A 14,900-nucleotide genomic window follows, 5' to 3' on the forward strand; every position below is an offset into this window, starting at 1 on the left:
CGTGGCCGATATCGCTGAAACCCGCGCCGTGCCCAGGGTCGATACCACCCTGGTGCACGCGCACGGGATCGCCGCCCTGGTGACCCTGCTTCTCTCGGTCACCTTCGGCATCATCGTCGCGTTCCAGTTGCTCTATCCGGATCTCGGCGCGGGCACGCCCTGGCTCAGTTGGGGACGCCTGCGCTATTCCCACACCCAGGGCATCATGCTCGGCTGGCTGGGGAACGCCTTCTTGGCGTTCCTGTACCACGCCGTGCCGATCCTGAGCGGCCGCCCGGTGACGAGCCCGCGGCTGGGCCGCTGGTTGTTCGCGCTGTGGAATTTTGCGGTCATGCTGCCAGGCTGGGTGCTGGTGCTGGCGGGCGTGAGCCAGCCGCTCGAGTGGGCCGAGTTCCCGCTCGTCGTTGACGCCGTCGTGGTCGTCTCCCTGCTGATGGCGGCGGTGCAGTTCCTGCCGCCGTTCTTCACGCGCGGGCTCGAATACCTCTACGTGTCGAGCTGGTACATCATCGGCGGCCTGGTCTTCACGCTGCTGGCCTATCCGATGGGCAACATCGTGCCGGAGTTCGTGCCCGGGGCGAGCGGCGCCGCCTTCAGCGGCCTGTGGATTCACGACGCGGTGGGGCTGTTCGTGACGCCGCTGGCGCTGGCCATCATTTACTTCGTGATCCCCGCCGCGACGCGGCGGCCCATCTACAGCCACTTCCTGTCGATGCTCGGCTTCTGGCTGTTGTTCTTCCTGTATCCGCTGAACGGCACGCACCACTACGTGTTCTCGGTGATCCCGATGTCGGCGCAGCTCGCTGCCATCACGGCTTCGGCGCTGCTCGGCGTGGACGTGATTATCGTGGTGGCCAACCTGCTGTTGTCGCTCCGGGGCGCGGGGGTGATTCCGAGGGATCCGGGCCTGCGCTTCGTGGCCACCGGCACCTACTTCTACCTGATCGTCAGCCTCCAGGGATCGATGCAGGCGCAGATGTCGATCAACCAGGCCGTGCACTTCACCGACTGGGTGGTGGGCCACTCGCACCTGGCCATGCTCGGGTTCGCGTCGTTTGCCGCGGCCGGCGGCCTGGTGCACGCGTGGCAGCGCATCCCATGGGCGCGCTACAACGCGCGCGCCATCAATCACGCCTACTGGTTGCTGGTGGCGGGATTGCTGTTGATGGTGGTGGACCTGACGATTGCGGGACTGGTGCAGGGGCGCCTGTGGTCCGACGGCGCGCCGTGGATCGAGTCGGTGCGGGCATCGAGGGTGTTCTGGGTGATTCGCGCGCACGGTTCCTCGTGGCTGCTGGCTGGCGGCTTCATCTCGCTGCTGGTGGGACTCACCACCGGCCCAAGGGGCGGCGGATTGACGGCGGTGGAAGACAGCGTCGGCGTTGCGCCGGTTGAGCAGATCGCGCCGAAGCTGGTGCCGGTCGCGGGAGGCGCGTCATGAGCACCACGCCGGGACGGGCCGTGCGCAAGGCCTATCTCGTGGCCAGCGTGGCCGGGGTGTTGTTCTTCGTGATGTCGGTGGGACTGCTCGGCGTGTGGCCCAGGCGCGTGATCGAGGCGCAGACGGCGGCGATGTCGCCCGAGCACCCGCTGGGCATGAGCGCGAGCGCGCTGCGCGGCCGCGCCATCTACGGCCGCGAAGGGTGCGCCTACTGCCACACGCAGCAGATTCGCTATCTCCACACCGACATGTCGCGGTTTGGCGCGCCGACGCTGGCGTGGGAAACGCGATTCGATTATCCGCACCTGTGGGGCACGCGGCGCATCGGCCCCGACCTGTCGCGCGCGGCAGGCACCCGATCGGCGGATTGGCACTTCGCCCACCTGTTCGCGCCACGGTCGGTGGTGACCGCGTCGGTGATGCCGGCATACCCGTCGCTCTTCGACGGCGCGCCCGACCGCCCGCGCCAGGCGGCACGCGACCTGCTGTCGTATCTCGAGACCCTGGGCCGCGCCCGCGAGATTGCCGGCCCCGAGGGCGAGGCCCACGCGCGCGAGGCGTGCAACTGCGCCGACGACGAGATGTTGCAGATGGCGTTTGACGGGCCCGTCAACGCCAACCCGGCGAAGACGCGGCGCGGCGGCGAGGTGCCGGCGCTGCCGCCTGCCGCCGACCTCGCCCGCGGGCGGCAGCTGTACGGCGACCATTGCGCCAGCTGCCACGGCAGCTCGGGCCAGGGCGACGGACCCGGCGCGACGGCGCTCAAGCCGCGGCCCGGCAACCTGGCCGAGCACGAATACAGCGACGCGCAGCTGGCGGAGGTGCTGTGGAACGGCGTGGCGGGCACCGCCATGCCGGCGTGGCGCGACCATCCACTCGCGGACCTGGCCGCGCTGGCCGCGGTGGTGAAAAGCTTTGCCGCCGCCCGCGCGGAGCCGGCACTGCCCGAGCACCTGGCCGAGATCGGCGCGCGCGTCTACGCCTCCAGTTGCGCGCAGTGCCACGGCCAGCAAGGCGACGGCCGCGGCACGGCGGCCGCGGCGCTGGCGATGGCGCCGGCTAATTTCCGGCAGCAGCGGCCCTCGCTCGACCTCAGCCTTCGCGCGCTGCGTAACGGCGTGGATGGGACGCCGATGGCACCGTGGAACTCGCGCCTGGGCGCCGACGAGATGCTGGCCGTTGCCCATCACGTCAGGGGCTTCTACGATGGGGGATCCCGATGATCACCGACCTCATCGTGGTCTCGTCGGTCGTGTTCACGGTGGCGTTCACCGCCGCGTGGTGGCGACGACCGGATTTTCGGGCCTGGATCGAGCGGCCCAAGTTTGATTTTCAGCGTGCCGTGCAGGGGTATGATCGCGCCCAGCGCCCGGACGGCGACATCAAGAGGAGCCACTCCGCGTGAGCACCGACGACACGCGTCCCGACCGTAGCGGCCTTGCCGCCGCCGTGGTGGTGTGCGCGGCGATTGGCGCCGCGGCCATCGCCGCCACCCTCTATTTCGGCGACGGGCGGTCCGCCGAGGCGAGCGCCGCACCGCCGGCCATGGCCACCGAGGAGTACGGCCGCCGCCTGTTGCGTGAGACGCCCGAGTTGCTGGGACAGGACCATCCCGATCCCGAGCGGCGCATGATCGGCAACCGCCTGGCGTGCGCGTCGTGCCACATCGACATCGGCACCGAGCCCGGCACGCTGACGCTGCTGCAGACCACCGAGCACTACCCGCGCTTCTCGGGCCGCCAGGGCGCGATGACCGACATCGAAGATCGCATCAACGAGTGCATGCAGCGCAGCATGAACGGCAAGCCGCTGCCCATGGACAATCCCGAGATGATCGCGATGGCGTCGTACCTGCGGTCGCTGGGGGCGCAGTACGCGGCGATGGGTGCCGGCTCGAAGAAGGCGCAGGAGCCTTCCACCTTCAAGACACCCAATCGCCGGGCCGACATCCTGATGGGCCAGGTCGTGTTCAGCACGAAATGCGCCACCTGCCACGGCAACGACGGCGCCGGGCTGCTCGCCACGGGCGACCTGCGCAAGGGCTACCTGTTCCCGCCGCTCTGGGGGCCCGACAGCTACAACGACGGCGCCGGCATGGGCCGCGTGCTCACGGCCGCCCGCTTCATCAAGGCCCGCATGCCGCTTGGCAAGGCCGACTTGGCCGACGACGAGGCGTTCGACGTGGCGGCGTTCATCAACAGCAAGCCGCGTCCCGAGATGCCGAACCTCGAGAAGGACTATCCGGACCCCGCCGCGAAGCCCATCGACAACGGCTACGGGCCCTACGCCGATCCGTTTCCGCAGGACCAGCACAAGTACGGACCGTTCCCGGAAATCGACGCGTATTACAAGGCGTTGAAGAAGCCCGGGAAGTAGGTTACTGGCCGGGAGGGCACTACTGGTCGGGAGGCAGCGATTGCTCGAGCATGCTGATGCAGCTCAGCGTGTTACGGGCGAAGCCGGCATGGCGGCGGCCCTTTCAGGGCCGCGATTGCGACCAGTCTTCCCACAGCAGACCGTCCACCCGCTCGAACTCGCGGACGTTAGCGGTGACCAGGGTGATCCCACGCCGCGCTGCCTGTCCGGCGAGAAGCGAGTCGTACGCACCGATGGCACGGCGTTCCTGTTCCAGCAACGCGCGCACCTCTCCGGCGGCACGGGCGTCGGCATCATCGAACGGCAGCACCTGGATGGGACCCGCGAGAAACGCCTGCACCCGCTCGGTGTTGTAGTCGCGCCTCGCGCTCTTGGCGACGCCGTACCACAGCTCGTGGATGGCCACCGTCGAGATACACACCACCGATCCTTCGGCCAGGGTCTCTTTGAACCGGCGTCGAACGGGCACGGACGACCCGTTGATCAATGCGATGCAGGCGTTGGTGTCGAGCGTGTATTCGATCACGGGAAGTCGGTGCGCGGCGGCGCCGCCGGCTGATTGCGGCCCTCGGGCATGAAGGGCTCAACGGCGTAGCGGTCGAGATCGGCAAACCAGTCGTCCACGTTCGACACCACCGGCTCGAGCAACACCCCGCGGCCTTGCCGCGTGACCCGTACTTCAGTGCCAGGGAAGCGGAATTCCAGCGGCAGGCGCACCGCCTGACTGCGACCGTTCAGAAAGAGCTTGGCGAGTTTACTCACGGCATGACACCTCAGACCGCAAGTATATATCAATGATATATACCAAGGCAACTCAGAAGCAAAACCATTTCAAATCAATATGTTGCGGGTCCCTGTCTTATGGCCGTGAGTAGGGGTCGATCACCGATAGTTGACGATCGGGGGCCGTCGTCAGCTCCGCCGGCAACATGGCCATCGGCTCGTCGTGGTCGAGGAATTCCCTGCAGATCCGGTGGAACTCGCCGGCGGTCTGCGTGCGGCGGATCTGATGCAGGAAGGACCCCGGCACGCCTTCGCCGAGATAGTTGAGGAACTTCTTCATCCGCTCGCATTGCACCTGTTCGGGCCTGTCGAAACCGGCCTGCGAGTCCCACAGGGCGCGAATGTAGTCCCCGACCTCGCGCCCCGTCGGCACGGTCACGGTCTCGCCGCGCAGCTGCTGGCGGATCTGGTTGAACAGCCATGGGCTGCGGATCACGCCGCGCCCAATCATCAGGCCGCGAGCGCCGGTGCGCGTCAGCAGGTCCTGCGCCTGGGCCGCCGAGTAGACGTGCCCGTTCGCAATCACCGGACACGACATGGCCTCGGCGGCCTGCCGGATGCGGTCGTAATGCACGGGCAGCCGGTACGACTGCGCCACCGTTCGCGCGTGCACCGTCAGGGCATCGAGCGAGTGCCGGGCGAAGATGGGCAGCAGCCGATCGAACTCCTCCACCGCCGAAAAGCCCAGCCGCGTCTTCACCGTGAATTTGATGTGGATCGCATCCCGCAGGGCGCCCAGGATGGCATCGATGCGGTCGGGCTCGCGCAGCAGCCCGCCCCCGGCGCATTTCCGGTAGACGATGGGCGCCGGGCAGCCGAGGTTCAGGTCGATGGCGGCCACCGGCAACTGCTGGAGGACCTTCGCCGTGCGGATGAGCGCCGGGATGTCGTTGCCGATCAGCTGGGCAATCACCGGCCGGCCAGTGGTGTTCGTGGTGATGTCGTCGAGAATCCGCTTCTCCGGCGTCGACGTCGAGTGCACACGGAAGTACTCCGTCCAGTAGACATCGGCGCCACCGTAACGATGGACGAGCGTCCAGAACGCGCCGTCGGTGACGTCCTGCATCGGCGCCAGCGCCAGCACTGGCTCGCGGCCCGAGAACAGCGTCACCCTGCGTGCTCCTCCCACACCTTCGCCACCTCCACGATCACGTCAACCGCCTTCTCCATGTCCTGCACCGAGACCCACTCGAGACGGGAATGGAAGTTCTGCTCACCGGCGAAGAGGTTCGGCGTCGGCAGCCCCATGAACGACAACCGTGATCCGTCGGTGCCGCCGCGAATGGGGCGCTCGCGGACGGCGAGGCCGGCCCGCGCAATCGCTTCGCGCGCATGCGCGACCACCAGCGGGTGCTGGTCAATCACCTCGCGCATGTTGCGATATGACTCCTCGACCACCGCCTCGAACGTGGCGCCCGCCACGCCGCCGGCCACGTCCGCGGCCAGCGCGCGAAGCCACGCCTCCTTCTCGGCCAGGCCCGCCGTCACGAAGTCGCGGACCAGCAGCTTGACGGACGTGCGATCAACGCCGGCCTCGACGACATACGGGTGAACGAACCCGGCGCGGCCGTCGGTCGTTTCCGGCGACAGCCGGTCGGCGGGCAACCGCTCGATGAACCGCGCCGCCAGCTTGATGGCATTCACCATGTGCCCCTTGGCGTAGCCCGGGTGCGTGTTGAAGCCGCGGAACGTGATGGTGATGGCGTCGGCCGAGAAGCTCTCGAACTCCAGCTCGCCACGCGGGCCGCCGTCCATGGTGTAGGCGTAGCGCGCGCCGAAGCGGGCGACGTCGAAGTACTTCGTCCCCTGCCCCACTTCCTCGTCCGGCGTGAAGGCGATGCGGATGGCGCCATGCGGAATCTCCGGGTGCGTCATCAGCCGTTCGGCCGCGGTCATGATCTCGGCGACGCCGCTCTTGTTGTCCGCCCCGAGCAGCGTCGTGCCGGATGCGGTGACGATGTCGTGGTCCAGGCACTCGCCGAGATACGGCGTGTCGGCCACCCGCAGCACCGCCGAGGCGTCGTCGGGAAGCACCAGGTCGCGCCCGTCGTAGGCGCGGTGAACCACCGGCTTCACGCCGGCGCCGCTCATCTCGGGCGAGGTGTCGACATGGGCGATGAACCCGATGACCGGCACGTCCGGCTTTCTCGTGGTCGCGGGGATGGTGGCCGTCACGTAGCCGTGCTCGTCGAGCTCGGCGTCGGCGACCCCCATCGCCCGCAACTCGGCGACCAGGTCGCGAAGCAGGACGAGCTGACCGGGCGTGCTGGGGTAGGTGCTCGCGCCTTCTCGAGACTGCGTGTCGTAGGTGACGTAGCGGAGAAAGCGTTCGAGTACCGGGCTCGGCTTGGACGTCCCTGTCGTCAAGCCATGCCCTCCCGCCGCGCCTTCATGACCAGCACCTTGTCGATGCGGCGGCCGTCCATGTCGATCACCTCGAACTGCATCCCGCCCCACTCGAAGTGGTCGGCGGCCTTCGGCACGCGGCCAAGGCGCGCCATCACGAAGCCGCCGATGGTGTGATACGCGCCGGCTTCTTCTTCGGGAAGGGGGTCGAGCGCGAAATGGGTCGAGACCGTCTCCATCGAGGCGGACCCATCGACCAGCCACGAGCCGTCGGCGCGAGCCACGAACTCCCCCACCGCCTCGGCCGCGTCCCCGGGCAGCTCGCCGACGATGGCCGTCAACAGGTCGGTGACGGTAACCAGGCCTTCGACGGCGCCGTACTCATCCATCACCAGCGCCACGTGCTTGTGCGATCCGCGAAACGACTCGAGCAGCTGCACCGCCGGCATCGAATCGGGCACGAACAGCGCCTCGCGCGTCAGCGTGCGCAGGTCGATGTTCACGCCCCGGAACGCCATCGGCAGCAGGTCGGCGGAGCGGACGATGCCGAGCACTTCGTCGAGGCCGCCGTGGCACACCACGAACTGCGTGTGCGAGTGGGAGGCCAGGAACTCGCGCAGTTCCTCCTCGCTGGCATCGACGTCGATCCATTCGATGTCGGGGCGCGGCGTCATGATCGCGGCCACCCGCTGGTCGCCGAGCTGGAACACCCGCTGGACGATGTTCTCTTCGGCGGCGCCGACCGCGCCGGTCTCCGCGCCCTGGCTGATCAGCGCCTTGATCTCGTCTTCGGTGAGGTTCGGCTCGGCGTTGCCCTTGATGCCGAAGATGCGCAGCACCAGGTTGGTGGACGCCGTCAGCAGCGCCACCGCCGGCGCGCCAATGCGCGACAGCGCGATCATCGGCCCGGCCACCCACGAGGCAATCGCCTCGGGATTGTTCAGGCCGATGCGCTTGGGCACCAGCTCGCCGATGATCAGCGACAGGTAGGTGATGGCCGCGACGACCAGGCCAAGGGCGATGATCTCGGCATAGGGCGCGAGCACCGCGACCTGCGCGATCGGCACGGCGAGCTTTTCAGCCAGGGTCGCGCCGCCGTAGGCGCCGGCGAGCACGCCGACCATGGTGATCCCGACCTGCACGGTGGCGAGGAACTGGTTGGGATCGTGGGCCAGCGCGAGCGCCGACTTGGCGCGCTCGTCGCCGTCTTCGGCGCGTTGCTGCAGCCGCACCTTCTTGGCCGCCACGACGGCGATTTCAGACATGGCGAACACGCCGTTGGCGAGGATCAGGATGAAGATGACGATGAGTTCGGTGGCGATGACCAATTCTACCCGTTCGGCCCCTGATTCCCGCCGCTCGACCGGGGCCGGCGAACCACCCCCGGAGCCGCCCGTATAGTCAGGTAGCCATGCTCACCCTGACCAACGTCCGTAAGACCTTTGGAACCACCGTGGCGGTCGATGGCCTTTCGCTCTCGGTTCGCAAGGGCGAGTTGTTCGGCCTGCTGGGCCCCAACGGCGCCGGCAAGAGCACCAGCGTCAGCCTGGCCGTGGGCCTGCTCACCCCCGACAGCGGCACCGTCGTCATCGACGGGCTCGGCAACCCGGCCGACCCCGCGGTGCGCCAGCACATTGGCGTCGCCCCGCAGGCGCTCGCGCTCTACGACCTGATGAGCGCGCAAGAGAACCTGCGCTTCTTCGGCGAGGTCTACGGCCTCTCCGGCGCGGCGCTGTCGAAGCGGGTGGCGTGGTGCCTGGACTTCGTCGGCCTCACCGAGCGCAAGAACGACGGCGTCGGCACCTACTCGGGCGGCATGAAGCGGCGCCTGAACCTGGCGGCGGCGCTCGTGCACGACCCGGAATTGCTGTTGCTGGATGAGCCGACGGTGGGCGTCGATCCGCAGTCGCGCAACAAGATCTTCGAGAACATCGAGGCGCTGCACGGCGAAGGCCGCACCGTGATCTACACGACGCACTACATGGAGGAAGCCGAGCGGCTGTGCCAGCGCATCGCGATCGTCGATGCCGGCAAGCTGCTCGGACTCGGCACGCTGCCGGAACTGCTCGCCACGCAGGGTGGCCCCGCCACGCTCGTCGTCACCACCAACGGCGCCGAGCATCGCGTGCAAACAGCAGATCCGCTGGCGGAACTCAATCGCCTCGCGGCGAAGGCGCCGATCGACGCCTTCCAGATGGAACGCCCCACGCTCGAGCAGGTGTTCCTGCACCTGACCGGCCGCAGCCTCCGAGACTGAGCCATGTCCAAGATCATTTCGCTCGCCCTCAAGGATCTTCGCCTCATGCCGCGCAGCAAGGGCGGCATGTTCTTCACGTTCGCGTGGCCGATCATCGTGACCGTGCTGTTTGGCTTCGCCTTCGGCGGCAACAGCAGCGGCGAACAATCGCGGGTGCGCATCGCCGTGGTCGATGAAGACAACAGCGATGGCTCGCGCCAGTTCCTGAAGGAGATCGAACAGTCGTTCGAGCTCACGCCGATGGCGCGGGCCGAGGCCGAAACTGCCGTGCGCCTGGGTCAGCGGACCGGCTACGTCGCCGTGAAGGCGGGCTTCGGGCGCGCCTCGGAGCGGATGTTCTACGGCACGCCGAGGGAAGTGGAGATCGGCGTCGACCCGGCGCGGAAGGCGGAAGCCGGGATGATCGAAGGGCTGCTGATGAAGCACGGCGCCGAGGGCATGCAGAAGGTGTTCACCGATCCCGCTGCCTCGACGCAAATGGTGGACCGGGCGCTGGCCGACTTGAAGGCGGCCCCCGCCGCGGCCGGCCGGGCGGCGCCGGTCGAGCGCTTTCTCGGCGAGGTCAAGACGTTCGTGAACACGCCGGCGGCGCCGGGCGACCCTGGCGCGCCGCGGGACCAGTGGCAGCCGCTCAAGGTCACGTCGAAGCCGATCGCGCGCGAACGGCGCGGGCCCGCGAACGCGTTCGACGTGACGTTCCCGCAAGGCGTGATCTGGGGCCTGATCGGCTGCGTCATGACGTTCGGCATCAGCCTGGTCACCGAGCGCACGCACGGCACGCTGGTGCGGCTGCGGATGGCGCCCCTGACACGCGCGCAAATCCTCGGCGGCAAGGCGCTCGCCTGCTTCGTCTCGATCATGGCCGTGGAGCTGGTGCTGCTCGGCGTGGCCCTCGCCCTCGGCGTGCGGCCCTCGTCCATGGCCATGCTGGGTCTGGCCGGGGTGTCGGCGGCCATCTGCTTCGTGGGCTTCATGATGCTGATCGCGAGCCTCGGCAAGACCGAGCAGACGGCGTCGGGCGCGGCCTGGGCGATCCTGATGCCGCTGTCGGTGTTCGGCGGCGCCATGGTGCCGCAATTCGTGATGCCGCAGTGGATGCAGGCGATCGGCGTGATCAGCCCGATCCGGTGGGCGATTCTCGCGATTGAAGGCGGGGTGTGGCGGCAGTTCACGCTGAACGAGATGGCGCTGCCGTGCGCGGTCCTGATTTTTGTGGGGATCGCGTGCTTCGCCGTGGGCACGCGGGGCCTGCGGGAAAGCTAGCGGCGCGAAAGGGTCAGACCCTCCCCTGCATCCCAGCGAGGGTCAGACCCCTTATACTCGCTGGGAATGTTCAAGCGGAAAACCGAGGGGTCCGTCATCTGCTCGTCGTGCGGCGTGCTGGTGGGCGTCAACGACGGCACTTGCTACAACTGCGGGCGGCGCAACCCCGGCCTCTGGGGTTTCGGCCCCGCGCTCCGCAGCCTCGGCAACGACCTCGGCTTCGTCCACATTGTCACCGGCGGCACGATCATCCTTTACGTGCTGTCGCTGGTCCTCTCGCGGGATGGCATCCAGGTGGGGCTGTCACCCTCCACGCAGATGCTCATCCTGCTCGGCGCGAGCGGCGCCTTCCCAGTGGTCGCGCTCGGGCGCTGGTGGACCTTCCTCACGGCGGGCTGGCTGCACGGCGGCATCCTCCACATCTTTTTCAACGTGCTGTGGATCCGCAACCTCGCACCCGAGATTGCGAACCTGTATGGCCCTGGACGGATGATCATCATCTACACCGTCTCGGGCATCACCGGCTTCGGGTTGAGCACGGCCTTGTTCCTCCTGCCCGTCCGGATCCCGTTTCTAGGTGGCGCCAACGTGACCGTGGGCGCATCGGCCGCCATCTTCGGACTGCTGGGCGCGCTGGTGCACTACGGCAAGCGCACGGGCAGCAGCCACATCGGCCAGTCGGGCCTGCAGTACGCGCTGTTCATGGGCGTGATGGGGTTCATCATGCCGGGCATCGACAACAGCGCCCATCTGGGTGGCTTTGCCGGCGGCTACCTCGCATCGATGATTCTCGATCCCCTCAAGCCGGAACGCGTCGATCATCTCGCCGTCGCGGTGGTCTGCCTGCTCGTCACGTTCATCGCCATCGTCGCGTCGGTCATCACGGCACTGCCGTACTTCCAGTAAATACAGGAGGGGTGGTCCACCGCACCAGGCCCTTCGACTCGAGCCGGTCGAGGGTGGTGTAGAACGCGCCGCGCGACGGCTCGTGACCCGACGCGCGCAGCACTTCGCGGCGGATCTCGATCGGCTGCGCCTTGGCATCGCACCGCAGGATGGCGAGCATCACCCGCTGTTCGAACTCGCCCAAAAATGCACGTCCCATGCTGTTAACCCGATACGAGTCTACAAAGTGAACGGCTCCCGACTGAACGATCATTCAGTCCATTGGAGTGGATCCATTCAATTATTTGGATAAGTCGCCATTGGTCGCTGGATTTGGCTCTTTGGCGACGAATTCAGGCCCAAAATCGACCCTGCGCGATTGTGGCGAGTGGCACAAATGCTGCTCTTTGGGACGTGAACCTCTCAGGTTGGGTCGAACTGCCGATAAGACGGGACGGCTCATGTGTTCGTTGAAATACGCCCCGGCGTTTTGGAGGAATGGGAATGACGTTTAGAACCGCGCTAGTCGCGTCGGCGCTGCTGCTCATCGTGGGCATCAGTACCGCCGCTGCCCAGCAGACCGGCGAAATCTTCGGTCGTGCTGCCGATCGTTCGGGAGCCGTGCTCCCGGGCGTGACCGTTACCGTGGCGGGCTCGGCCCTGATCCAGCCCCGCGTCTCGGTAACCTCGGAGACCGGCAGCTACCGCGTGCCCGAGCTGCCGATCGGCACCTACACGGTGACGTTCGAGCTGCCCGGCTTCCGCACCATGGTCATGCAGGACATTCGCGTCACCATCGGCTTCCGCGCCCAGGTCAACGGCTCGCTCGAGCTGTCGTCGGTGCAGGAAACCGTGACCGTGACCGGCGAAAGCCCGCTGGTCGACACGCGTGAAACCGGCACCAAGACCAGCTTCGACCTCGAGACGATGCAGAACATCCCGTCGGCGCGCGACCCGTGGGTCATGCTCGAGCGCACGCCCGGCATCACCATGGACCGCTCCAACGTCGGCGGCAGCCAGTCGGGCCAGCAGTCCGGCTACATCTCGCGCGGCGCCAGCACCGGCAACAACAAGTGGTCGATCGACGGCGTTGACATCACCGACATGTCGGCGACCGGCGCGTCCCCGATTTACTACGACTTCGACATGCTCGAGGAAATGCAAATCACGACGGGCGGCGCCGACGTCACCCAGCAGACCGGCGGCGTCGGCATCAACCTGGTGATGAAGAGCGGCACCGACAAGTTCAAGGGCTCGGCCCGCTACTACAACACCGACGAGAAGTTCCAGGCCGACAACGTCGATGACGAGATCCGCGCCGACGGCGCCGGCTCGGGCGCGCCGATCCAGAACATCCAGGATCGCGGCTTCGAAGTGGGCGGCCCGATCAAGGCCGGCAAGGCGTGGTATTGGGGCAGCTACGGCGCCCAGAACATCAAGGTCGGCGTGGTCGGCTTCTACAAGAACGACCCGGCCTGCGGTCCTCCCCGGCCGACCGAGACCGACGCGGTGCGCGCCTGTCTCCAGACCGACCTGACGGAGCTGAACAACTACAACTGGAAGCTCCAGTACGTGCCGTTCACCAACAACAAGCTGACGTTCCAGAACACCTGGGCGGAAAAAGTCCGCAACGCGCGCGACGGTTCGGTCACGCGCCCGGTCGAGACCACCTTCCGCCAGAAGGCGGTGTCGAGCGACTTCGGTGCCTTCGGCTGGATCACCGGTCCCTCGCCGTTCTGGAAGGCCAGCGATCAGCACGTGTTCAGCGATCGCCTGCTGATGGACGTGATGTGGTCGCACCTGGGCAACAACTTCGCCCTCGACTTCCACGAAGACTCGCTGCGCGACGTGCAGGCGGCCTTCGAGACCTCCACGGGCGGCTGGTCGCGTTCGTACCAGTCGTCGTCATTCCTGCGCCCGACCAACAGCTTCGACGTCACCAGCAGCTACTTCCTGCCGAATTCGATGGGCGGCGATCACGCGTTCAAGATCGGCTACCGCTGGCGCTCGGCCCACACCAAGAGCCTGAACCACCGCGGCGGCTTCGTCGATGCGCGCTTCACCAACGGCGTCGCCAACTCCGCCGACCTGTGGCGCGACGGCAACGCCATCGCCCACCTGGATACCCACGCGGTCTACCTGCAGGACACCTTCACGAAGGGTCGCGTGACGCTGAACCTCGGCTTCCGGTTCGACCGGCAGGACGACACGGCGATTGCCGCCGACGTGCCCAATAACCCGCTCGCGCCCACGCAGCTGCCGGCCATCAGCTTCCCCGGCGCCGATGCCGACGTGACGTGGAATGACTTCTCGCCGCGCGTGGGTATGACCTACGACTTCACCGGCGACGGCAAGACGGTGGGTTCGGCGTCCTACGCGGCCTACTACGGCCAGATGGCGCCCGGCCAGCTGTCGAGCGTGCTCGCCGCGACCGGCGCGATCTTCGTGCGCTACCCGTGGACCGACGCCAACGGCGACAAGTTCGTCTCGGCCAACGAGCTCGACTTCAACACCATCCTGAGCCGCAGCGCGGCCTACGATCCGGCGAACCCCGGCAACTTCCGCACCGCCGGCACGGTGGACCCCAACGTCAAGAACGACCAGACCCGCGAGTTCATCGTCGGCATCGATCGCCAGATCGGCAACGTGATGGCCGTGGGCGCCAGCTACATCTGGCGCAAGTACGATCGGTTCTTGTGGAACGATCGCACCAACTGGACCAGCGCAAACTACCGCTCCGTCGCCTACACCCCGACGGGCTGCCCGGCCGACGGCCGCTGCGAGCCGATCACCTACTACGAGCCCTCGAGCGCGCTGCCCGCGCCGTTCCAGTACACCAACGTGCCGGACCGCTGGCGCGACTTCAACGGCTTTGAGCTGACCTTCGCCAAGCGCATGTCGAACCGCTGGTCGATGAACGCCAGCTACGCCTACAACGACGCGGTGGACGTGTGGGATTCGCCCGCCTCGTATGAAGACCCGACCTGCACCGTGGCCAGCTGCCCCGGCGAGCAGGTCTACGCGCCGGAAGCGGGCGGCAGCGGCATCGACAACGTGTTCGTCAATGCCAAGTCGCTGGTCAAGGTGTCGGGCACGTATGCCCTGCCCTACGGCATCAACGTCGCCGGTTCGGTCAACTCGCGCCAGGGCTACCCCTTCCCGGCCGCCATCCGCACCCCCAACCGCGCCAACTCGGGCGGCCAGGCGGACGTCAACCTGGATCCGTTCGGCGACGTGCGCCTCCCCTCGCTGACCTCGGTGGACTTCCGCATCGACCGCAACTTCAAGTTCGGCCGCATCACCCTGCGTCCGACGGTTGACGTGTTCAACCTGACCAACGCCAACACCGAGCTGGCCCGTCGCCGCCTGCAGGCGTCGAGCGTGGCGAACAACATCAGCGGCATCATCGCGCCGCGGGTTGCCCGCTTCGGCGTCAGCGTCCGCTGGTAGCAGCGGCGTCGTAACAAACGAAGGGCCGGTGGGAGCGAATCCCACCGGCCCTTTTTCCTGTACTCCGCTTCGTGATGTGGCGTCAACCCGTCGAGCCAG

The 14,900-nt window shown here is 67.3% G+C and carries 14 protein-coding genes; 8 read left to right on the forward strand and 6 right to left on the reverse strand.

Going from position 1 to position 14,900, the window contains the following annotated elements:
• The first annotated feature begins 1 nt into the window (after window position 1).
• From WC815_19075 to WC815_19090, 4 genes are read left to right on the forward strand one after another with little or no spacing between them, the layout of a single operon-like run.
• Window positions 2-1,441 carry a cbb3-type cytochrome c oxidase subunit I gene (locus WC815_19075; GenBank protein MFA5910885.1) on the forward strand — a complete coding sequence of 480 codons (1,440 nt, stop codon included), beginning with the start codon at window positions 2-4 and terminating at the stop codon, window positions 1,439-1,441.
• On the forward strand, window positions 1,438-2,664 hold the full coding sequence (locus WC815_19080; protein ID MFA5910886.1) for a cbb3-type cytochrome c oxidase subunit II: 1,227 nt from the start codon (window positions 1,438-1,440) through the stop codon (window positions 2,662-2,664). Before WC815_19075 ends, WC815_19080 begins: the two co-directional genes overlap by 4 nt.
• Complete coding sequence (locus WC815_19085) at window positions 2,661-2,846, forward strand: hypothetical protein (protein ID MFA5910887.1); 186 nt, start codon at window positions 2,661-2,663, stop codon at window positions 2,844-2,846. The genes WC815_19080 and WC815_19085 overlap by 4 nt, the downstream gene beginning before the upstream one ends.
• On the forward strand, window positions 2,843-3,817 hold the full coding sequence (locus WC815_19090; GenBank protein ID MFA5910888.1) for a c-type cytochrome: 975 nt from the start codon (window positions 2,843-2,845) through the stop codon (window positions 3,815-3,817). Before WC815_19085 ends, WC815_19090 begins: the two co-directional genes overlap by 4 nt.
• 103 nt (window positions 3,818-3,920) lie before the next feature.
• Here the strand turns inward: WC815_19090 and WC815_19095 are convergent, their stop codons facing one another.
• The 5 genes from WC815_19095 to WC815_19115 form a co-directional block, all read right to left on the reverse strand.
• Window positions 3,921-4,343 (reverse strand): type II toxin-antitoxin system VapC family toxin, encoded by a 423-nt coding sequence (locus WC815_19095; protein MFA5910889.1) that lies wholly within the window; start codon window positions 4,341-4,343, stop codon window positions 3,921-3,923.
• Window positions 4,340-4,579, reverse strand: a complete 240-nt coding sequence (locus WC815_19100; GenBank protein MFA5910890.1) for an antitoxin — start codon at window positions 4,577-4,579, stop codon at window positions 4,340-4,342. Before WC815_19100 ends, WC815_19095 begins: the two co-directional genes overlap by 4 nt.
• Window positions 4,580-4,676: 97 nt before the next feature.
• Window positions 4,677-5,711 carry a tRNA-dihydrouridine synthase family protein gene (locus tag WC815_19105; protein MFA5910891.1) on the reverse strand — a complete coding sequence of 345 codons (1,035 nt, stop codon included), beginning with the start codon at window positions 5,709-5,711 and terminating at the stop codon, window positions 4,677-4,679.
• Entirely contained in the window at window positions 5,708-6,967 is a 1,260-nt protein-coding gene (gene pepT, locus WC815_19110) for a peptidase T (protein MFA5910892.1), read from the reverse strand. The genes WC815_19105 and pepT overlap by 4 nt, the downstream gene beginning before the upstream one ends.
• Entirely contained in the window at window positions 6,964-8,274 is a 1,311-nt protein-coding gene (locus WC815_19115) for a hemolysin family protein (protein MFA5910893.1), read from the reverse strand. Before WC815_19115 ends, pepT begins: the two co-directional genes overlap by 4 nt.
• Window positions 8,275-8,357: 83 nt before the next feature.
• Here WC815_19115 and WC815_19120 point away from each other — a divergent pair, with 83 nt between their 5' ends.
• The 3 genes from WC815_19120 to WC815_19130 all read left to right on the forward strand — a co-directional run bounded on the left by WC815_19120 (window position 8,358) and on the right by WC815_19130 (window position 11,372).
• Complete coding sequence (locus WC815_19120) at window positions 8,358-9,203, forward strand: ABC transporter ATP-binding protein (GenBank protein ID MFA5910894.1); 846 nt, start codon at window positions 8,358-8,360, stop codon at window positions 9,201-9,203.
• 3 nt (window positions 9,204-9,206) lie between these two features.
• Entirely contained in the window at window positions 9,207-10,466 is a 1,260-nt protein-coding gene (locus WC815_19125; protein ID MFA5910895.1) for an ABC transporter permease, read from the forward strand.
• A gap of 66 nt (window positions 10,467-10,532) precedes the next feature.
• Entirely contained in the window at window positions 10,533-11,372 is an 840-nt protein-coding gene (locus WC815_19130) for a rhomboid family intramembrane serine protease (GenBank protein MFA5910896.1), read from the forward strand.
• On the opposite strand, the gene WC815_19135 is transcribed toward WC815_19130, so the two are convergent.
• Entirely contained in the window at window positions 11,347-11,571 is a 225-nt protein-coding gene (locus tag WC815_19135) for a hypothetical protein (GenBank protein MFA5910897.1), read from the reverse strand. The two genes, WC815_19130 and WC815_19135, sit on opposite strands and share 26 nt — an antisense overlap.
• Before the next feature lie 284 nt (window positions 11,572-11,855).
• Here WC815_19135 and WC815_19140 point away from each other — a divergent pair, with 284 nt between their 5' ends.
• Window positions 11,856-14,801, forward strand: a complete 2,946-nt coding sequence (locus WC815_19140) for a TonB-dependent receptor (protein MFA5910898.1) — start codon at window positions 11,856-11,858, stop codon at window positions 14,799-14,801.
• Window positions 14,802-14,900: the final 99 nt, after the last annotated feature.

The sequence above is a fragment of the Vicinamibacterales bacterium genome (genome assembly GCA_041659285.1).
Classification (GTDB): Bacteria; Acidobacteriota; Vicinamibacteria; order Vicinamibacterales; family UBA2999; genus 12-FULL-67-14b.

What these genes read in the sequence shown, in the direction of transcription:
- WC815_19140 (MFA5910898.1), top strand. Translation starts at nt 11,856, where the DNA reads ATGACGTTTAGAACCGCGCTAGTCGCGTCGGCGCTGCTGCTCATCGTG.
- WC815_19135 (MFA5910897.1), bottom strand. Translation starts at nt 11,571, where the DNA reads ATGGGACGTGCATTTTTGGGCGAGTTCGAACAGCGGGTGATGCTCGCC.
- WC815_19080 (MFA5910886.1), top strand. Translation starts at nt 1,438, where the DNA reads ATGAGCACCACGCCGGGACGGGCCGTGCGCAAGGCCTATCTCGTGGCC.
- WC815_19085 (MFA5910887.1), top strand. Translation starts at nt 2,661, where the DNA reads ATGATCACCGACCTCATCGTGGTCTCGTCGGTCGTGTTCACGGTGGCG.
- WC815_19120 (MFA5910894.1), top strand. Translation starts at nt 8,358, where the DNA reads ATGCTCACCCTGACCAACGTCCGTAAGACCTTTGGAACCACCGTGGCG.
- WC815_19125 (MFA5910895.1), top strand. Translation starts at nt 9,207, where the DNA reads ATGTCCAAGATCATTTCGCTCGCCCTCAAGGATCTTCGCCTCATGCCG.
- WC815_19130 (MFA5910896.1), top strand. Translation starts at nt 10,533, where the DNA reads ATGTTCAAGCGGAAAACCGAGGGGTCCGTCATCTGCTCGTCGTGCGGC.